This is a genomic window from Enterobacter sp. C3_dUdeg, from assembly GCF_057536195.1.
Genome location: NZ_BAAKFX010000003.1, coordinates 101502 through 118798 on the forward strand (window position 1 = coordinate 101502; position 17297 = coordinate 118798).

Consider the following 17297-nt stretch of genomic DNA (forward strand, 5'->3'; position numbering starts at 1 on the left):
GCGCACGGGCATGCGCCAGCAGAAGCCATTACAGACTATTGAATACGCGGTTTTCCTGTTCCTGAACGCGAATAAACGTCGTACGTTTCGTCAGCTCTTTCAGGCGGGATGCCCCAACGTAGGTGCAGGCCGAGCGCAGGCCGCCGAGGATATCGCGCGCGGTGTATTCAACCGGGCCGCGCAGAGGCAGCTTCACGGTTTTGCCTTCTGCCGCACGGTATTTTGCCACGCCCCCGACGTGACGGGTCATCGCGGATTCAGAGCTCATGCCGTAGAACAGCATAAATTTCTCTCCATTTTCTTCAACAACGGTACCACCGCTCTCTTCGTGTCCAGCCAGCATACCGCCGAGCATCACAAAGTCGGCGCCGCCGCCGAAAGCTTTCGCAACGTCGCCCGGCATGGTGCAGCCGCCATCGCTGATGATCTGGCCGCCCAGACCGTGCGCCGCGTCGGCGCATTCAATGACTGCAGAGAGCTGCGGATAACCGACGCCGGTTTTGACGCGGGTCGTGCACACGGAGCCCGGGCCAATACCCACTTTCACGATATCTGCACCGGAAAGGATCAGCTCTTCACACATTTCACCGGTCACCACGTTGCCCGCGATGATGGTTTTCGTCGGCCAGGCTTCACGCGCCTTGCTGACGAACTGCACGAAATGTTCGGAGTAACCGTTCGCCACGTCAATACAAACGAAGTTGAGCGCCGGGTTAGCGTTCAGGATCTGTTTGGTCTTCTCGAAATCGGCATCGGAAGTGCCGGTAGAAACCATCACATGCTTCACCACGTCAGCAGGCGCGGACGCAACAAACGCATTCCACTCTTCAGGGCTGTAATGTTTGTGCACGGCGGTAAGAATGTCGAACTGTGCCAGGGCGGTTGCCATCTCAAAGGTTCCCACAGTATCCATGTTGGCGGCGATGATCGGCACGCCAGACCAGGTCTGACCGGAATGCTTAAAGGTGAATTGACGTTCGAGTTCAACGTCTGAGCGACTTTTCAGTGTAGAGCGTTTAGGGCGGATAAGAACGTCTTTGAAACCTAACTTCAGATCTTCTTCGATACGCATGTGCGGATTCCTGGGTTAGAGGCAAATATGTTAAAAGCACAACTCCAGTGACGTTATCATACGCACTAATACCTGCTCCGCAAGACTGCGAAATTCTCTTTTTTTACGCTACAATCCTATAAATTTACCTGGTAAAAAGCCGGTAAACAGGGCCAAACAGTTGCCAGCGCACCTAATAGTTTTAAACAACTGATTTTAATAATGAATAATTCCCAGGATTTGAATTAATGGGGTATATCGTCGCATTAACCGGCGGCATCGGTAGTGGCAAAAGTACCGTTGCGGACGCGTTCTCTCGTTTGGGTATCACGATTATTGATGCCGATATCATTGCCCGCCAGGTGGTAGAGCCCAATACACCCGCGCTAAAGGCCATCGCAGAACATTTTGGTCAGGCAGTCATCAGTGCCGATGGCACACTGAATCGCCGTCAGCTTCGAGAATGTATTTTTTCTGATTCTGCGGAAAAAGCCTGGCTTAATGCCCTGCTCCACCCCATCATCCACCAGGAAACTCAACGTCAGATAGCCGCAGCCCGCTCGCCCTATGTCCTGTGGGTGGTTCCGCTACTGGTTGAAAATCAGCTGCAGAAGAAAGCCGATCGTGTGCTGGTGATTGATGTCGCGCCCGAAACGCAAATCCAGAGAACCATGACGCGCGATCGCGTCTCTCGGGAGCATGCTGAACAAATTCTTGCCGCTCAGGCTACGCGCGCTCAGCGCCTTGCCGTGGCGGATGATGTTATTGATAATAACGGCGCACCAGATGCCATTGCATCGGATGTTGCCCGTCTGCACGCGCAGTATCTGACGTTCGCCGCGCAGGCCGTTGCACAGGAAAAACCATAATGTCGACACACATCCTTTTTGAGCATCCGCTCAACGAAAAAATGCGCACCTGGCTGCGCATCGAATTCCTTATTCAACAACTTTCACAACATCTGCCTGTTAACGATCATGCCACCGCGCTGCACTTCTTCCGCAACGTAGGCGATCTGCTGGATGTGATTGAACGCGGCGATGTCCGCACAGAATTACTCAAAGAGCTGGAGCGCCAGCAGCGTAAATTGCAGGCATGGACAGAGGTCCCCGGCGTAGATCAGAGCCGTATCGACGCGCTCCGCCAGCAGTTGAAAAGCAGCAGCGCCGTCCTGATGGCCGCGCCGCGCGTCGGGCAGTTTTTGCGTGAAGACCGCCTGATTGGCCTGGTGCGCCAGCGTCTGAGCATTCCTGGCGGCTGCTGCAGCTTCGACCTGCCGACGCTGCATATGTGGCTACATATGCCACAGGCGCAGCGTGACGCACAGGTGAACAGCTGGCTGGCAAGCCTGGAGCCAATGCACCAGACGCTGTCGTTGATCCTCGATCTGATCCGTAACTCTGCGCCGTTCCGCAAGCAAACCAGCCTGAATGGTTTCTTCCAGGATAACGGTGATGATGCCGATCTTCTGCGTCTCAATCTGTCTCTCGGCGAACAGCTTTACCCACAGATTTCCGGGCATAAGAGCCGCTTTGCGATTCGCTTTATGCCGCTGGACAGTGAAAATGGCACCGTGCCGGAACGTCTCGATTTTGAACTGGCCTGTTGTTAAGGAGTGCCGATGTCTGATGTCACCACCGTAAGCTGCCCAACCTGTGGCAAAACCGTTGTCTGGGGCGAAGTCAGTCCGTTCCGCCCATTCTGCTGCAAGCGCTGCCAGCTCATTGACCTGGGCGAATGGGCGGCGGAAGAGAAACGCATACCTAGCGAAGGCGATCTCTCGGACAGCGATGACTGGAGTGAAACCCAGCAGTAATCTGTAAAGCCTGCTGGCGCTTCGCTCAGCAGGCCTACGGTTGTGCGACTAACCGCAGGATCACGGGCTCATTAGCTGGCGGGAATTTTTCGGCATCACTTGCCTGAAGTTCCACCCAGTTACCCGGCTGTCCCTCTTTTCCCCAGGGTTCTCCCTCCCAGTTTTCCACCAGCCAGAACCACAGCGTAATGTGCCTGTCCGGAAACTGGTACTCAAGCTTATCAAACAGCGTTGCGCTAAGCGGGGTGATCCCCACCTCTTCCTGAAGCTCCCGAACCAGCGCCTCTTCCGGCGTTTCACCTGACTCGATTTTACCGCCTGGAAACTCCCACTTGTTTGCCATATGGGCGTCGGCAGCGCGCTGGGTGATGAAAATTTGGTTTTGCGGGTTGCGAATAATCCCGACGGCAATTTGCAGTATTTTCATATTGTCACTTCCATAAAAAAGGCGCAGATATCTGCGCCTTTTTGTTTTTTTATGAACTTAGCTCAGGCGGCCGTGGCACGCCTTGTACTTTTTACCGGAACCACACGGGCAAGGATCGTTACGACCCACTTTACGATCGCCGGTCTGCGCGGCGATCGCCGCTGCGGCTTCGCTGTCGTCGGTCTGATGACTCAGCTGTTGCATCTGTGCCAGACGCTCGGCTTCTTCACGACGCTGCTGCTCCATCGCTTCCACTTCTTCCGGCATACGCACCTGAACCTTGCTCAGGGTGCTGATCACTTCATACTTCAGTGATTCCAGCATCGAGGCAAACATGGAGAAGGATTCACGCTTGTATTCCTGCTTCGGATCTTTCTGCGCATAGCCACGCAGGTGAATACCCTGACGCAGGTAGTCCATCGCCGCCAGGTGCTCTTTCCACAGGGAGTCGAGCGTCTGCAGCATTACGCCTTTTTCGAAATGACGCATCATTTCAGCGCCAACAACCTCTTCCTTACGCTTGTAGACGTCCAGCGCGGTTTCAAAGATACGTTCGCGCAGGGTCTCTTCGTGCAGCTCAGGCTCTTTATCCAGCCACTCTTTGATTGGCAGATCGAGGTCAAAGTCATTTTTCAGACGTTCCTGCAGGCCTTCGATATCCCACATCTCTTCCAGAGACTGCGGTGGAATATGCGCGTCGATGGTGGCTTTAAACACATCTTCACGAATGCTGTTGATGGTTTCGCTCACGTCGGACACGTCCAGCAGTTCGTTACGCTGAGTATAGATTGCACGACGCTGATCGTTAGCCACATCATCATATTCCAGCAGCTGCTTACGAATATCAAAGTTGCGGCTTTCCACTTTACGCTGTGCGTTAGCGATCGCTTTAGTCACCCAAGGGTGCTCGATGGCTTCGCCAGGTTTCATCCCCAGCTTACGCATCATGCCGGACACACGGTCGGAGGCGAAAATACGCATCAGCGCATCTTCCATAGACAGGTAGAAGCGGGATGAACCGGCATCACCCTGACGACCCGCACGGCCACGCAGCTGGTTATCGATACGACGAGACTCGTGACGCTCTGTACCGATAATGTGCAGACCGCCGGAAGCCAGGACGGCGTCATGACGAACCTGCCAGTCGGCTTTGATCTGCGCAATCTGTTCTGGCGTTGGGTTTTCAAGCTCCGCCACTTCAGCCTGCCAGCTACCGCCCAGCATAATATCGGTACCTCGACCCGCCATGTTGGTGGCAATGGTTACGGCAGCCGGATAACCCGCCTGCGCAACAATGTCCGCTTCTTTGGCGTGGAATTTGGCGTTCAGAACGTTATGTTTGATACCTGCTTTAGTCAGCTCGTGAGAAACCACTTCAGATTTCTCGATGGAGATGGTCCCCACCAGAACCGGCTGGCCATTGGCAGTGCGGTCGCGAATATCTTCGATGATCGCCTGAATTTTTTCCGCTTCGGTCATGTACACCAGATCCGGCATATCCTTACGGATCATCGGACGGTTGGTTGGAACGACCACGGTATCCAGCTTGTAGATGGAGCTGAATTCAAACGCTTCGGTATCAGCAGTACCGGTCATCCCCGCCAGCTTCTCGTACAGACGGAAATAGTTCTGGAAGGTAATAGACGCCAGCGTCTGGTTTTCATTCTGAATATCCACACCTTCTTTGGCTTCCACAGCCTGGTGCAGACCGTCAGACCAGCGACGTCCCTGCATGGTACGGCCGGTGTGTTCATCGACGATGATCACTTCGCCGTCTTTAACGATGTAATCGACGTCGCGGGTGAACAGCGCGTGGGCGCGCAGTGCAGCGGTCACGTGGTGCATCAGCATAATGTTGCTCGGAGAGTACAGGGACTCGCCCTCTTCCATGATGCCTTCAGCTACCAGCAGCTCTTCAATTTTCACCAGACCACGTTCGGTCAGGTTCACCTGGCGCGCTTTTTCATCTACGGAGAAGTGACCTTCACCCTGGAAGGTATCCGAGTCCTCTTTCTCCTGACGCAGCAGGTGTGGAATGATTTTGTCGACCTTACGGTACATCTCTGAGCTGTCTTCAGCCGGGCCGGAGATGATCAGCGGAGTACGCGCTTCATCGATCAGGATGGAGTCAACCTCATCCACCAGCGCATAGTGCAGCTTACGCTGTACGCGCTCTTCCGGGCTGAACGCCATGTTGTCACGCAGGTAGTCGAAGCCGTATTCGTTGTTGGTGCCGTAGGTGATGTCCGCGTTATACGCTTCGCGCTTGGCTGGCGCAGGCAGGCCGGACATGTTGATGCCGACGGTCATACCGAGGAATTCGAACAGTGGACGGTTGTTTTCGGCGTCACGCTGCGCCAGATAGTCGTTGACGGTAACCACGTGAACGCCTTTACCGGTCAGCGCGTTCAGGTAAGCCGGCAGCGTTGCGGTCAGGGTTTTACCTTCACCGGTACGCATTTCCGCGATGCAGCGCTCGTTGAGCACCATACCACCCAGCAGCTGAACGTCGAAGTGACGCATGCCGAATACACGCTTACTCGCTTCGCGCACGACAGCAAACGCTTCCGGGATCAGGCTTTCTAAGGTTTCACCTTTTTCCAGACGCGCACGGAATTCCGCCGTTTTCGCTTTTAGCTCGTCATCAGAGAGCTTCTCCATCGCCGGTTCCATACCGTTGATGACGGCAACAGCTTTGCGCATACGGCGCAGGGTACGATCGTTACGACTACCAAAAACTTTAGTTAACAATTTGATTAGCATAATAAATTCTCAAACGCCCCATTGTGGGCAGATAAATTAAGGTATTGAAAAAGTTAATTTAGCTGAGGCGTTGCGGCCCGGCACGAATGCCGTGAGCCTGGCTAATCCAGGTTGAAACAGAGAATGAAGCTGGTGAAACAAACGCACGCTGCGTTGTCTGACGAACCATGACCGGCGGCTGGCTGTCCTGCGTGAGCAGCGCGTTGAGCGTGTCCAGCAGGGCAAGATGCTGAGCCTGCACCGGCAGCGCCTCTTCCGCAACAGGCATGGCCTGCGGTGCCATCGCAAAGGACAGATGGCGGATAACGGTGCGGATAGCGTGCTGGTGCCAGTAATCGACGGTGAAGTTTGGGCGGCGACTGGCTTCAAGCCACGCGAGGTTAGTAAAGTTAACCCGCGTGTTGAGATCGTGTTTAGTGGTGGAGGTTTTTGCGGGCGCCGCCGCTTCGGCACTGTTGCTGAGCGCAGGCAAGCCGAAACTCGCCGCGACCATCCCTAATAAGAGATGCGGCCAGAAGTAACGTCTGCCAAATTGTCGCCAGCGCGTCAGTATTCCGCTCACCTGCTCCACCCAATAAGCCAGCCTTGCAGAGGCTGAGTTCAGTTATTCATTTTAGCGCCCAGATAGTACCACTAAAGCCAATATACATCAGCAGGAATGAGGTGCCGCCGCGGAGAAAAACGATCAAGAATGCAGCTAACGCACATAATTTTCTGAGTAAGACAAACGAGAGATACCGCAGGGGTAAACGAAGAAGGGTAAAAATAAAAACGACTGGTCTTCCTGGTCGGAGAGAGTACCAGGTTAACCAGTCGATTTTTTTACGAAACGGTTTGAACCGTTACGCCAGAACCATGCTTGGTGCTTTGAAAGCCAGCGGCAGTTCAGCTTCGTCTTCGAAGGTCACATATTCCCAGGCTTCCTGTTTTGCCAGGACGGCCTGCAACAGTTTGTTGTTCAGCGCATGACCGGATTTGAACGCGGTAAATGCACCAATGATGTTGTGACCACACATGAACAGGTCGCCGATAGCATCCAGCATTTTGTGACGAACGAATTCATCTTCGAAACGCAGGCCGTCTTCGTTCAGTACGCGATAATCGTCAACAACGATGGCACAATCGAAGCTGCCGCCCAGGCACAGGCCGCGGGACTGCAGATATTCGATATCACGCATGAAGCCAAATGTACGGGCTCGGCTGATCTGGCGCATAAACGCATCGGCAGAGAAGTTCATCGCATAGCGCTGGGTGCTGGAGTCAATCGCCGGATGGTTAAAGTCGATGGTAAAGTCCAACGAGAAACCATTGTACGGTTTGAATTCAGCCCACTTGTCGCCATCTTCGACGCGAACGGTCTCTTTGATGCGTACAAATTTCTTCGCGCAGTTCAGTTCTTCGATGCCGGCATCCAGCAACAGATAGACGAACGGTGCAGCACTGCCATCCATAATCGGGATTTCTGGCGCATCGACTTCAACAATAATGTTGTCGATACCCAGACCCGCCAGGGCGGCGTTCAGGTGCTCTACGGTAGAAATCCGCACGTCATGCTCGTTCACCAGACAAGTACAGAGCATAGTATCACGCACAGATTTGGCATCGGCCGGAAAATCTACCGGTGGATTCAAGTCGGTGCGACGATAGATGACCCCGGTATTGGCCGGCGCAGGGCGTAACGTCAGCGTGACTTTCTTGCCGGTATGTAAACCGACACCAGTCGCCTGAACGATACGTTTAAGTGTCCTTTGTTTGATCATCGTATAATCTCGCCAAATTAACTATCCAACCGAGAGTGTATATCACTAACGGTGGGCCAGTTTAGCACAAAGAGCGCAAATCCCCTAATTCCAGCCAATTCTTAGTCAGCTTGCTTACGCAGGAACGCCGGGATATCCAGATAATCTGGCTCTTTCGCCGTTTGCGGCGTTGGGTCGTTCACCACTTTCGCGGCCGGTTTCTGCTCCTGAGTCAGAGGAGACATACCGTGCTGCTGGTAACGATCCATTACCGGTTGCTGAGTCTGCTTGTTGGTCACTAAGGTGATCTCAGGACGCTTGTCCATACCGATACCGGTCGCAACAACGGTAACACGCAGCTCGTCGTTCATTTCAGGGTCAAGGGAAGTACCGATTACCACGGTCGCGTTGTCAGAGGCGAACGCACGGATAGTGTTACCCACGGTTTCGAACTCATCCAGACGCAGGTCAAAGCCAGCGGTAATGTTGACCAGCACGCCGCGCGCACCAGACAGATCGATATCTTCCAGCAGTGGAGAAGAGATAGCCATTTCAGCCGCTTCTTCAGCACGGTCTTCACCGCTCGCCACGCCAGAGCCCATCATCGCGTAGCCCATTTCGGACATCACGGTGCGAACGTCTGCAAAGTCAACGTTCATCAGGCCAGGACGGGTAATCAGTTCAGCGATACCCTGAACCGCGCCTTTCAGCACGTCGTTTGCAGCACCGAATGCGTCCAGCAGGGAAATACCGCGACCCAGAACTTTCAACAGCTTGTCGTTAGGGATGGTGATCAGCGAGTCCACATGCTTGGACAGCTCGGTGATACCCTGCTCCGCGAAGGCCATACGCTTCTTGCCTTCAAAATTGAAAGGCTTGGTCACGACAGCAACGGTCAGGATACCTAAATCTTTTGCCACTTCAGCCACAACAGGTGCTGCGCCGGTACCGGTACCGCCACCCATGCCTGCTGCGATGAAGACCATGTCCGCACCTTCCAGTGCAGCGCGCAGCGCTTCACGATCTTCTTCAGCCGCATTACGGCCGACTTCCGGGTTAGCTCCTGCTCCCAGCCCTTTGGTGATACCACCGCCGATCTGGATAGTCTGGCCAACAGCTGTCTTACGCAGTGCCTGCGCATCGGTGTTAACTGCGAAGAATTCAACACCTTCAATGCGTTCACGCACCATATGCTCTACGGCGTTACCGCCGCCGCCACCGACGCCGATGACTTTAATCACCGCGTCGTTGGTCAGTTCCATAGGTTCAAACATAATTTCTCTCTCCGTTGTGCCTGTCGCCCGAGACCGCTAATTCTCTCCGGTCTCTTAAAAAAATTAAAACTCTTTTCGCAACCAGTTGTTCAGTCGTTTGACCCACGACCCCACTGAGACGCGTTTTTCCACTTCTGCTTCACCACTGAGATGAGATTCCTTCCCGTAGTGGAGCAGGCCCACAGCCGTTGAATAATACGGCTCCTGAGCATAATCCGTTAAACCGGTGATATTCAGCGGCGCACCAATACGCACCTGCGTATGGAACACGCGCTGAGCACAGGCCGCAAGACCTTCAATTTGCGCTGCACCGCCGGTTAATACAATCCCCGCCGCAAGATGATGTTTAACGCCCTGCTGACGAAGCTGTTCCTGTAACTGTAAAATCTCTTCGTTGACCAGGTTGAGCAGCTCGGTATAGCGCGGCTCTATCACCTCTGCCAACGTCTGGCGCTGCAGGCTACGCGGTGGACGACCACCGACGCTCGGCACTTCAACGCTCTCATCTTTGCCAACGATAGACCCCAGCGCGCAGCCGTGGCGCACTTTAATCGCTTCTGCATCGCTCGGCGGCGTACCAAAAGCGTAAGCAATATCGCTGGTCACAACGTTCCCGGCATAAGGGATCACTTTCGTGTGGCGCAACGCACCGCCGGTATACACGGCGATATCCATTGTACCACCACCAATATCGACCACACAGACACCCAGTTCACGTTCATCTTCGGTCAGCACGGAATAACTTGCCGCCAGACCGGCGAAAATAAGTTGGTCAACTTTCAGGCCACAACGTTCAACGGCTTTTACAATGTTCTTCGCCATATCGTTGTGACATGTGATCAGGTGCACTTTTGCCTGCATACGTACGCCAGAAAGACCGACCGGGTTCTTGATCCCTTCCTGGTAGTCAATCGCATATTCCTGCGGAATGACATGCAGCACGCGATGCTCGTCGCGGACACGCACGGATTTCGCCGTGTGCACGACGTTTTCAACGTCTTCCTGCGTCACTTCTTCTTCGGAAATCGGCACCATACCGATTTCGTTCTGGCAGCTAATGTGCTTACCAGAAAGGGCCAGATAGACAGAAGAAATCTGGCAATCTGCCATCAGTTCAGCCTGATCGATGGCGCGCTGAACGCATTTCACCACCGATTCAAGATCGTTTACCCCACCTTTATCCATACCACGGGACGGGCAACTGCCTACGCCAATGATATTGACCATACCGTCGGGCAGAACTTCCCCTACTAAAGCGGCAACCTTCGCGGTGCCAATCTCCAGTCCAACTACCAGTTTTCTGTCCGTCGCCTTGATCATTGTTGTTCTGCCTGTACCTGTGCCTGATTCTGTTGCTGATTAGGTTCCTCGACCGGAGCCGGTACCCAACCGACTGCTGCGCCTGAGTCATAGCGCAAATCAACGTAGCTTATCCGTTTGCCGTCAGTCTGTGCCTGCTGCTGTAAAACCGGGTAAAGTTCGACAAAACGCGCCAGACGCTTCATTGTGTCGCCGCGTCCCAGGTTGAGCTTAATGCCGTTCGTTAACGTCAGCTGCCAGGAACGGCGCGCCGTCATGGCAGCATCTTTTAACGTAAACCTGTCCTTCGCCAGCACCTGACCCATTTCGCGAAAACCTTGTAACACCTCGTTTTCGCTACCTTCCGGGCCATACAACATCGGTAAATTTTGCTTGTTGACACGATCGGCCGGGACGCTGAAGGAGTTTCCGTCTGCGTCAACCATGTGCTGATCATTCCAACGCGCAATGGGCACATATTCAACCAGATGAATCTTCAATTCATCAGGCCATTGCTTTCTTACGCTCGCCTGTTTTATCCATGGCAGACGTTCTATCTGGCTCTGGATAATGTTGACGTCCTGCGTCATAAAAGTGCCAGGCGAGCCCAGCGCCAGAATTGACTGGCGAATATCGTCGTTACGCGTGTAGTGACGCTCACCGGTGACCACCAGCTTAGAAAGCGGCAACCGCTGCGCATCTTCCATCCAGCCCAGGACCATCCAGCCGCTGATAAACACGGTGCACAGCACCCCGAGCAGGAAAATGATGCCTGCAAGACGCGTTCCATTACTGCGGCGTGAGGAGGCGTATTCGTCCTCGTCATCGCGGTTGCGCGTGTTCAATGCAGCCTGAGACATATCAGCCCGCCTGGTCCAGAATGCGTACGACTAACTGCGAGAAGCTCATCCCCGCCTGACGCGCGGCCATCGGCACAAGGCTGTGGCTGGTCATTCCCGGAGAGGTATTCGCTTCCAGCAGATAAAATTGTCCGTCACTGTCCTGCATCACGTCGATGCGTCCCCAGCCCTGACAACCCAGAATATGCCAGGCTTTAAGCACCAGGGACTGTAAATCTGCTTCACGCTCAGCTTCAAGACCACAAGGGCAGAAATATTGCGTCTCATCAGAGAGATACTTCGCCTCATAATCATAGAAGGTTCCGGCCGGTTGGATACGAATTGACGGTAAAATTTCTTCGCCAAGCATCGCGACGGTAAATTCCGGCCCGCTGAGCCATTTTTCAACCAGAACTTCTTCATCATGTTGAAATGCCAGTGCTAAAGCGGACGAAAGATCTTCAGCTTTCTCGACTTTGGACATTCCCACGCTCGAACCTTCCCGGCTGGGCTTTACAATAACCGGTAAGCCCAGCTCAGCAATGCGTGTATTAACGCTATCCGGCAGGCCCAATTCAAATTCGCGACGCGTCAGTGCTACCCATGGCGCAACGGGTAACCCCGCGCCCTGCCACAGAAGCTTGCTGCGCAGTTTGTCCATAGAGATAGCGGAGGCCATCACGCCGCTGCCGGTGTACGGCATGCCGAGCAAATCCAGAAGCCCCTGCAGGGTGCCGTCTTCGCCGCCGCGACCATGCAAAGCGATAAAGACTTTATCGAAACCCATGGCTTTTAATTGCGTCACGTCGACCTCTTTTGGGTCGACCAGGTGCGCATTGACGCCACCTTCGCGCAGGCCCGCCAGCACAGCCGCGCCGGAATTCAGGGAAACCTCGCGCTCGGCGGAGGTGCCGCCAGACAGGACAGCAATCTTATCAGCCATGATGCTCATCCTCCTGGGTTTGCGGCTTCAGTTTGATTTCAGCTAAGGTACGGGCGATTTTGCCGATATTTCCCGCGCCCTGAATCAGAATCAAATCATTACCTGTCAGGACCGGTGCCAAAATTTCCGCCACCTGTGCTGGGTCAGAAACCAGAATAGGGTCAACTTTACCGCGTCCACGGATGGTACGACACAGGGAACGGCTGTCGGCCCCCGGAATCGGCGTCTCGCCTGCGGCGTACACGTCCAGCATTAACAGGGTGTCTACCTGTGACAGGACGCTGGCGAAATCGTCGTACAGATCGCGCGTACGCGTGAAGCGGTGCGGCTGGAAGACCATCACCAGATTTTTGTCCGGCCAGCCTGCACGTGCGGCTTTAATGGTCGCGTCGACTTCGGTCGGATGGTGGCCATAGTCGTCCACCAGCATCGCAGTGCCGGCTTTACCGTTCACGGCGTCCAGCGGGAATTCACCGAGGAAGTCGAAGCGACGGCCGGTGCCCTGGAAGCTTTCCAGCGCGCGCAGAATGGCATCATCATCAATGCCTTCTTCCGTCGCGACGGCCACAGCAGCTGCGGCATTGAGGGCGTTATGGCGACCTGGCGCATTCAGCGTGACGTGCAGCAGTTCTTTGTCCTGACGCGCCAGCGTGAAATGCCCCTGCGCACCAATCTGTTTGTACTCTTCCACGCGGACGTCAGCGTCTTCGCTGAAGCCGTAAGTGGTGATTTGACGACCCACGCGCGGCAGCAGCTCGCGGATCACCGGATCGTCTACGCACATCACCGCACGTCCATAGAATGGCAGGTTGTGCAGGAAGTTGATGAAGGTCTGCTTTAAGTTCTCGAAGTCGCCCTGGTAGGTATCCATATGGTCAGCTTCGATGTTAGTGACAATCGCCACCATCGGCTGCAGGTGCAGGAACGACGCGTCGCTCTCATCCGCTTCGGCAATCAGATAACGACTGTGGCCCAGACGCGCGTGTACGCCCGCGGCTTTGACCAGACCGCCGTTGACGAACGTCGGGTCGAGACCCGCTTCCGCATAAATACTGGAGACCATCGCCGTGGTCGTGGTTTTACCGTGGGTCCCGGCAATGGCGATGCCGTGACGGAAACGCATCAGTTCCGCCAGCATTTCTGCACGGCGGATCACCGGAATGCGCGCTTCATGTGCGGCAACGATTTCCGGGTTGTCAGAGGAGATGGCGCTGGAGACCACCACCACGCTCGCATCGCGCACGTTTTCCGGACGATGGTTGAAATAGATAGTCGCCCCAAGCGACGCCAGCTGCTGCGTAACAGGGTTTGGCGCCAGGTCAGACCCGCTGATCTGATAACCTTCGTTAGCTAACACTTCGGCAATACCGCCCATGCCAGCACCACCGATGCCAACAAAGTGAATGTGCCGGACGCGACGCATCTCGGGCACGATTGAACGCAGTTTTGCCAGTTGTTGTGTATTCATTCTCTAAACGCCATCGACTACTTAAAATTCGTGCAGCGCAACACGCGCTGCGAGGGTTAAGCCTGGGCTGCCAGGCTCACTTCTTTTGCCACCCGTTCCGTCGCATCAGGGATAGCGGTCGCGCGTGCGCGTTGCGCCATCTCCAGCAGTGCGTCTCTGTTCCAGCCCGCCAGGGTGGTGGCGACCGCGTCGGCGGTAAATTGTGGCTGTTCAAAAATCTTCGCGGCACCGGCTTTCTCAAGCGGCAGCGCATTCCAGTACTGCTGTCTGTCTTTGTGCTGGAACGGCACAAACAGGGCCGGCAGACCGGCGGCGGCGATCTCGCTCACCGTCAGCGCGCCTGAACGACAGACCACGACATCGGCCCAGGCATACGCTGCCGCCATGTCGTCGATAAATTCTGTGACTTTATGCTGCGGCTGGCCTTCGTCTGCGTAAGCTTGCTCAACGGTCTGCTGAGCGCCTTTTCCGCTCTGGTGCCAGATGGTCACGGTATCCCCCAGCTTTGCGGCAACCTGCGGCATCGTCTGGTTTAGAACACGCGCCCCCTGAGAGCCGCCGACGACCAGTACACGAACCGGCCCTTCACGGCCCGTCAGGCGAGCGTCCGGCAGCGGGAGCGCCAGCACGTCCACACGCACCGGGTTACCCACCACGTCCGCTTTCGGGAACGCACCGGGAAACGCCTGCATAACTTTGGTAGCGATTTTCGCCAGCCACTTGTTGGTCAGACCGGCAATACCGTTCTGTTCATGCAGCACAACGGGAATGCCTAAGGACCACGCCGCCAGCCCGCCAGGACCAGAGACATAGCCGCCCATGCCCAGCACCACATCTGGCTTAAAGCGCTTCATGATGGTGCGCGCCTGGCGCCAGGCGTTAAAAATACGCACAGGTGCCAGCAGCATTGCCTTGAGGCCTTTGCCCCGAAGGCCGGAAATACGAATAAAGTCGATCTCAATACCGTGCTTCGGCACCAGGTCGGCTTCCATGCGGTCTGCGGTTCCCAGCCAGCGTACCTGCCAGCCCTGATCCATTAAATGGTGCGCAACCGCCAGCCCCGGGAACACGTGTCCGCCGGTACCGCCTGCCATCACCATTAACCGCTTCGGTTGATTCATCGTGAACCTCGTGTAAACGCCTGGGCTTTTTCCAGACGTGTTTCATAATCTATGCGCAACAAAAACATGATGGCCGTCGACATAATCAACAGACTCGAACCACCATAACTGATCAACGGCAGCGTCAGACCTTTGGTCGGCAGCATACCTGCTGCGGCCCCGACGTTAACCAATGCCTGGAAGCTAAACCAGATACCAATTGAACAGGCTAAGAATCCTGAGAAGCGGTGATCGATCTCCAGCGCTTTCCGGCCGATGGACATGGCGCGGAAAGCGACGAAGAATACCATTAATAGCGCTAATACCACACCGATATAACCCAGTTCTTCCGCAATAATGGAGAAGATGAAGTCAGTATGCGCTTCCGGTAAATACTCCAGTTTCTGTACCGAGTTACCCAGCCCCTGCCCCCAGACTTCACCGCGACCAAAGGCCATCAGCGACTGCGTCAGCTGATAGCCGCTGCCGAACGGATCTTCCCACGGGTTCCAGAACGAGGTCACACGGCGAATACGGTAAGGCTCGGCGAGGATCAGCAGCACAACCGCCGAAATCCCCATCCCGATGATAGCGATGAACTGCCACAGCTTCGCGCCCGCCAGGAACAGCATGGCCAGAGTGGTAACGAACAGCACGACAACGGTACCGAGGTCAGGCTGCGCCAGCAGTAATACCGCCAGCACCAGAATCACGCCCATCGGTTTTAAGAAGCCGCGCAGGTTGTTACGCACTTCATCAACCTTACGCACCAGGTAGTTAGCCAGATAGCAGAACAGGGAGAGCTTGGTAAATTCCGCAGGCTGAATGCGCAGAGGGCCAAAGGCGATCCAGCGTGATGCCCCGTTAACAGAGCTCCCCACCACCAGAACGATCAGCAGCATAATAATCGAGGCGATCAGCATCGCCGTACTGTGCCGCTGCCAGAACTCCATTGGCAGACGCAAGGTCACCAGCGCCAGGCAGAACGCCAGGATGATGTAAAGACCATCGCGCTTGGCAAACAGGAAAGGATCGTTCGCCAGACGCTGCCCGACAGGCATTGAGGCTGACGTCACCATAATAAAGCCGACCGCCGCCAGCCCCATCGTGAGCCAGAACAGCGTGCGATCGTACATGACCAGGCTGTCGTTATCTTTTTGACGAGAGCCCATCACCCAGCCTTTGAGCGCCGCAAACACCCATGCCAGGATCCCAAATCCTGGCAGGCGCGGCATTTTCAGGCGAGGGAGAGATAAACGCATTAGCCTAACTCCTTCGCCAGGCGGGTAAAGACATCACCACGCTGTTCGAAATTCTTGAATTGATCGAGGCTGGCACAGGCCGGAGAGAGCAGCACCATATCGCCTGGCTTCACGCGAGGGGCAATCAGCCGCATCGCCTGTTCCATGGTTTCGGTTTGCTCGGCAACCTCAGGGCGCAGTTCAGCCAGCTCGCTGCCGTCACGCCCGAAGCAGTACAGACGGACGTTATCGCCGGCGAGATACGGCTTCAGGGAGGAGAAATCAGCTGATTTACCGTCGCCGCCCAGCAGTAAATGCAGGGTGCCGTCAACGTGCAGACCGTTGAGCGCGGCCTCGGTGCTGCCCACGTTGGTGGCTTTGGAGTCGTTGATCCAGCGCACGCCGTTGTGCTCCAGCGCCAGCTGGAAACGGTGCGCCAGACCAGAAAACGTGGTTAATGCTTTCAGGCTGGAGGAGCGCGGCAGCCCTACTGCATCCGCCAGCGCCAGCGCCGCCAGGGCATTGGTATAGTTGTGCTGACCAGTGAGCTTCATCTCTTTCACGTTCAGCACTTTCTCACCCTTCACGCGCAGCCAGGTTTCGCCCAGCTGACGGTTCAGGTGGTAATCCCCCATCGTGATACCGAAGCTGATACAGCGATCGTCTGCACCGCGTACGGGCATGGTCAGCGCGTCATCGGCGTTTACAACGCAGACTTTGGCATTTTCATAAACGCGCAGCTTGGCGGCACGGTACTGCTGCAGACCAAATGGATATCGGTCCATATGATCTTCAGTCACGTTGAGGATCGTCGCAGCCGCAGCGTGCAGGCTGGAGGTGGTTTCCAGCTGGAAGCTGGAAAGCTCGAGAACATACAGCTCGCAGCCTTTATCCAGCAGCATCAGAGCGGGTAAACCAATGTTACCGCCAACGCCGACGTTCATGCCCGCCGCTTTCGCCATTTCACCCACCAGGGTGGTGACGGTGCTTTTACCGTTAGAACCGGTAATGGCGATAACAGGCGCCTGCGCTTCGCGGCAGAACAGCTCGATATCGCCGACAATCTCAACGCCCGCATCCGCAGCAGCGCTCAGCGAAGGATGCGCCAGCGCCATACCCGGGCTGGCGACAATCAGATCGGCTGCCAGCAGCCAGTCATCATTCAGACCACCAAGGTGGCGTTCAACCTGTTCCGGCAGTTTGTCCAGACCCGGCGGAGAGACACGCGTATCCATCACGCGTGGCGTCACGCCGCGTGCGAGGAAAAAGTCCACGCAGGAGAGCCCCGTGAGGCCCAACCCGATGATAACGACTTTTTTGCCCTGGTAATCTGCCAT

Annotated in this window: 16 protein-coding genes; 3 read left to right on the plus strand and 13 right to left on the minus strand. The window is 55.4% G+C overall.

Going from position 1 to position 17297, the window contains the following annotated elements:
* Positions 1-28: 28 nt before the first annotated feature.
* Positions 29-1072 carry a GMP reductase gene (locus AC27FC_RS10505; RefSeq protein ID WP_033144634.1) on the minus strand — a complete coding sequence of 348 codons (1044 nt, stop codon included), beginning with the start codon at positions 1070-1072 and terminating at the stop codon, positions 29-31.
* A gap of 227 nt (positions 1073-1299) precedes the next feature.
* Here AC27FC_RS10505 and coaE point away from each other — a divergent pair, with 227 nt between their 5' ends.
* The 3 genes from coaE to yacG are packed head-to-tail and all read left to right on the plus strand — an operon-like array spanning position 1300 to position 2867.
* Positions 1300-1920, plus strand: coding sequence for a dephospho-CoA kinase (coaE, locus tag AC27FC_RS10510; protein WP_033144633.1), 621 nt, complete (start codon positions 1300-1302; stop codon positions 1918-1920).
* On the plus strand, positions 1920-2663 hold the full coding sequence (gene zapD, locus AC27FC_RS10515) for a cell division protein ZapD (RefSeq protein WP_023310405.1): 744 nt from the start codon (positions 1920-1922) through the stop codon (positions 2661-2663). Before coaE ends, zapD begins: the two co-directional genes overlap by 1 nt.
* Before the next feature lie 9 nt (positions 2664-2672).
* Complete coding sequence (gene yacG / locus AC27FC_RS10520; protein ID WP_023310404.1) at positions 2673-2867, plus strand: DNA gyrase inhibitor YacG; 195 nt, start codon at positions 2673-2675, stop codon at positions 2865-2867.
* A gap of 34 nt (positions 2868-2901) precedes the next feature.
* Here yacG and mutT read toward each other — a convergent pair whose 3' ends face one another.
* The 12 genes from mutT to murD form a co-directional block, all read right to left on the minus strand.
* A complete protein-coding gene (gene mutT, locus AC27FC_RS10525; RefSeq protein ID WP_045888157.1) occupies positions 2902-3294 on the minus strand; it encodes an 8-oxo-dGTP diphosphatase MutT in 393 nt (130 codons plus the stop codon).
* 57 nt (positions 3295-3351) lie between these two features.
* Positions 3352-6057, minus strand: coding sequence for a preprotein translocase subunit SecA (gene secA / locus AC27FC_RS10530; protein WP_023310402.1), 2706 nt, complete (start codon positions 6055-6057; stop codon positions 3352-3354).
* 58 nt (positions 6058-6115) lie between these two features.
* Entirely contained in the window at positions 6116-6619 is a 504-nt protein-coding gene (gene secM, locus AC27FC_RS10535; RefSeq protein WP_058840578.1) for a secA translation cis-regulator SecM, read from the minus strand.
* A 280-nt stretch (positions 6620-6899) separates the two neighbouring features.
* Positions 6900-7817 (minus strand): UDP-3-O-acyl-N-acetylglucosamine deacetylase, encoded by a 918-nt coding sequence (gene lpxC / locus AC27FC_RS10540; protein WP_008501977.1) that lies wholly within the window; start codon positions 7815-7817, stop codon positions 6900-6902.
* Positions 7818-7918: 101 nt separating this feature from the next.
* Positions 7919-9070 (minus strand): cell division protein FtsZ, encoded by a 1152-nt coding sequence (gene ftsZ / locus AC27FC_RS10545; protein WP_008501978.1) that lies wholly within the window; start codon positions 9068-9070, stop codon positions 7919-7921.
* 63 nt (positions 9071-9133) lie between these two features.
* Entirely contained in the window at positions 9134-10390 is a 1257-nt protein-coding gene (ftsA, locus tag AC27FC_RS10550) for a cell division protein FtsA (RefSeq protein ID WP_023334508.1), read from the minus strand.
* Positions 10387-11229, minus strand: a complete 843-nt coding sequence (gene ftsQ / locus AC27FC_RS10555) for a cell division protein FtsQ (protein ID WP_023310399.1) — start codon at positions 11227-11229, stop codon at positions 10387-10389. The genes ftsA and ftsQ overlap by 4 nt, the downstream gene beginning before the upstream one ends.
* A gap of 1 nt (position 11230) precedes the next feature.
* Positions 11231-12151: a D-alanine--D-alanine ligase gene (locus AC27FC_RS10560; protein WP_094934516.1), complete on the minus strand. Its 921-nt coding sequence runs from the start codon at positions 12149-12151 to the stop codon at positions 11231-11233.
* On the minus strand, positions 12144-13619 hold the full coding sequence (murC, locus tag AC27FC_RS10565) for a UDP-N-acetylmuramate--L-alanine ligase (protein WP_033144631.1): 1476 nt from the start codon (positions 13617-13619) through the stop codon (positions 12144-12146). Before murC ends, AC27FC_RS10560 begins: the two co-directional genes overlap by 8 nt.
* Positions 13620-13675: 56 nt before the next feature.
* Positions 13676-14740, minus strand: coding sequence for an undecaprenyldiphospho-muramoylpentapeptide beta-N-acetylglucosaminyltransferase (murG, locus tag AC27FC_RS10570; protein ID WP_094934514.1), 1065 nt, complete (start codon positions 14738-14740; stop codon positions 13676-13678).
* On the minus strand, positions 14737-15981 hold the full coding sequence (gene ftsW / locus AC27FC_RS10575) for a cell division protein FtsW (RefSeq protein WP_023310395.1): 1245 nt from the start codon (positions 15979-15981) through the stop codon (positions 14737-14739). Before ftsW ends, murG begins: the two co-directional genes overlap by 4 nt.
* Positions 15981-17297, minus strand: coding sequence for a UDP-N-acetylmuramoyl-L-alanine--D-glutamate ligase (murD, locus tag AC27FC_RS10580; RefSeq protein ID WP_087823387.1), 1317 nt, complete (start codon positions 17295-17297; stop codon positions 15981-15983). Before murD ends, ftsW begins: the two co-directional genes overlap by 1 nt.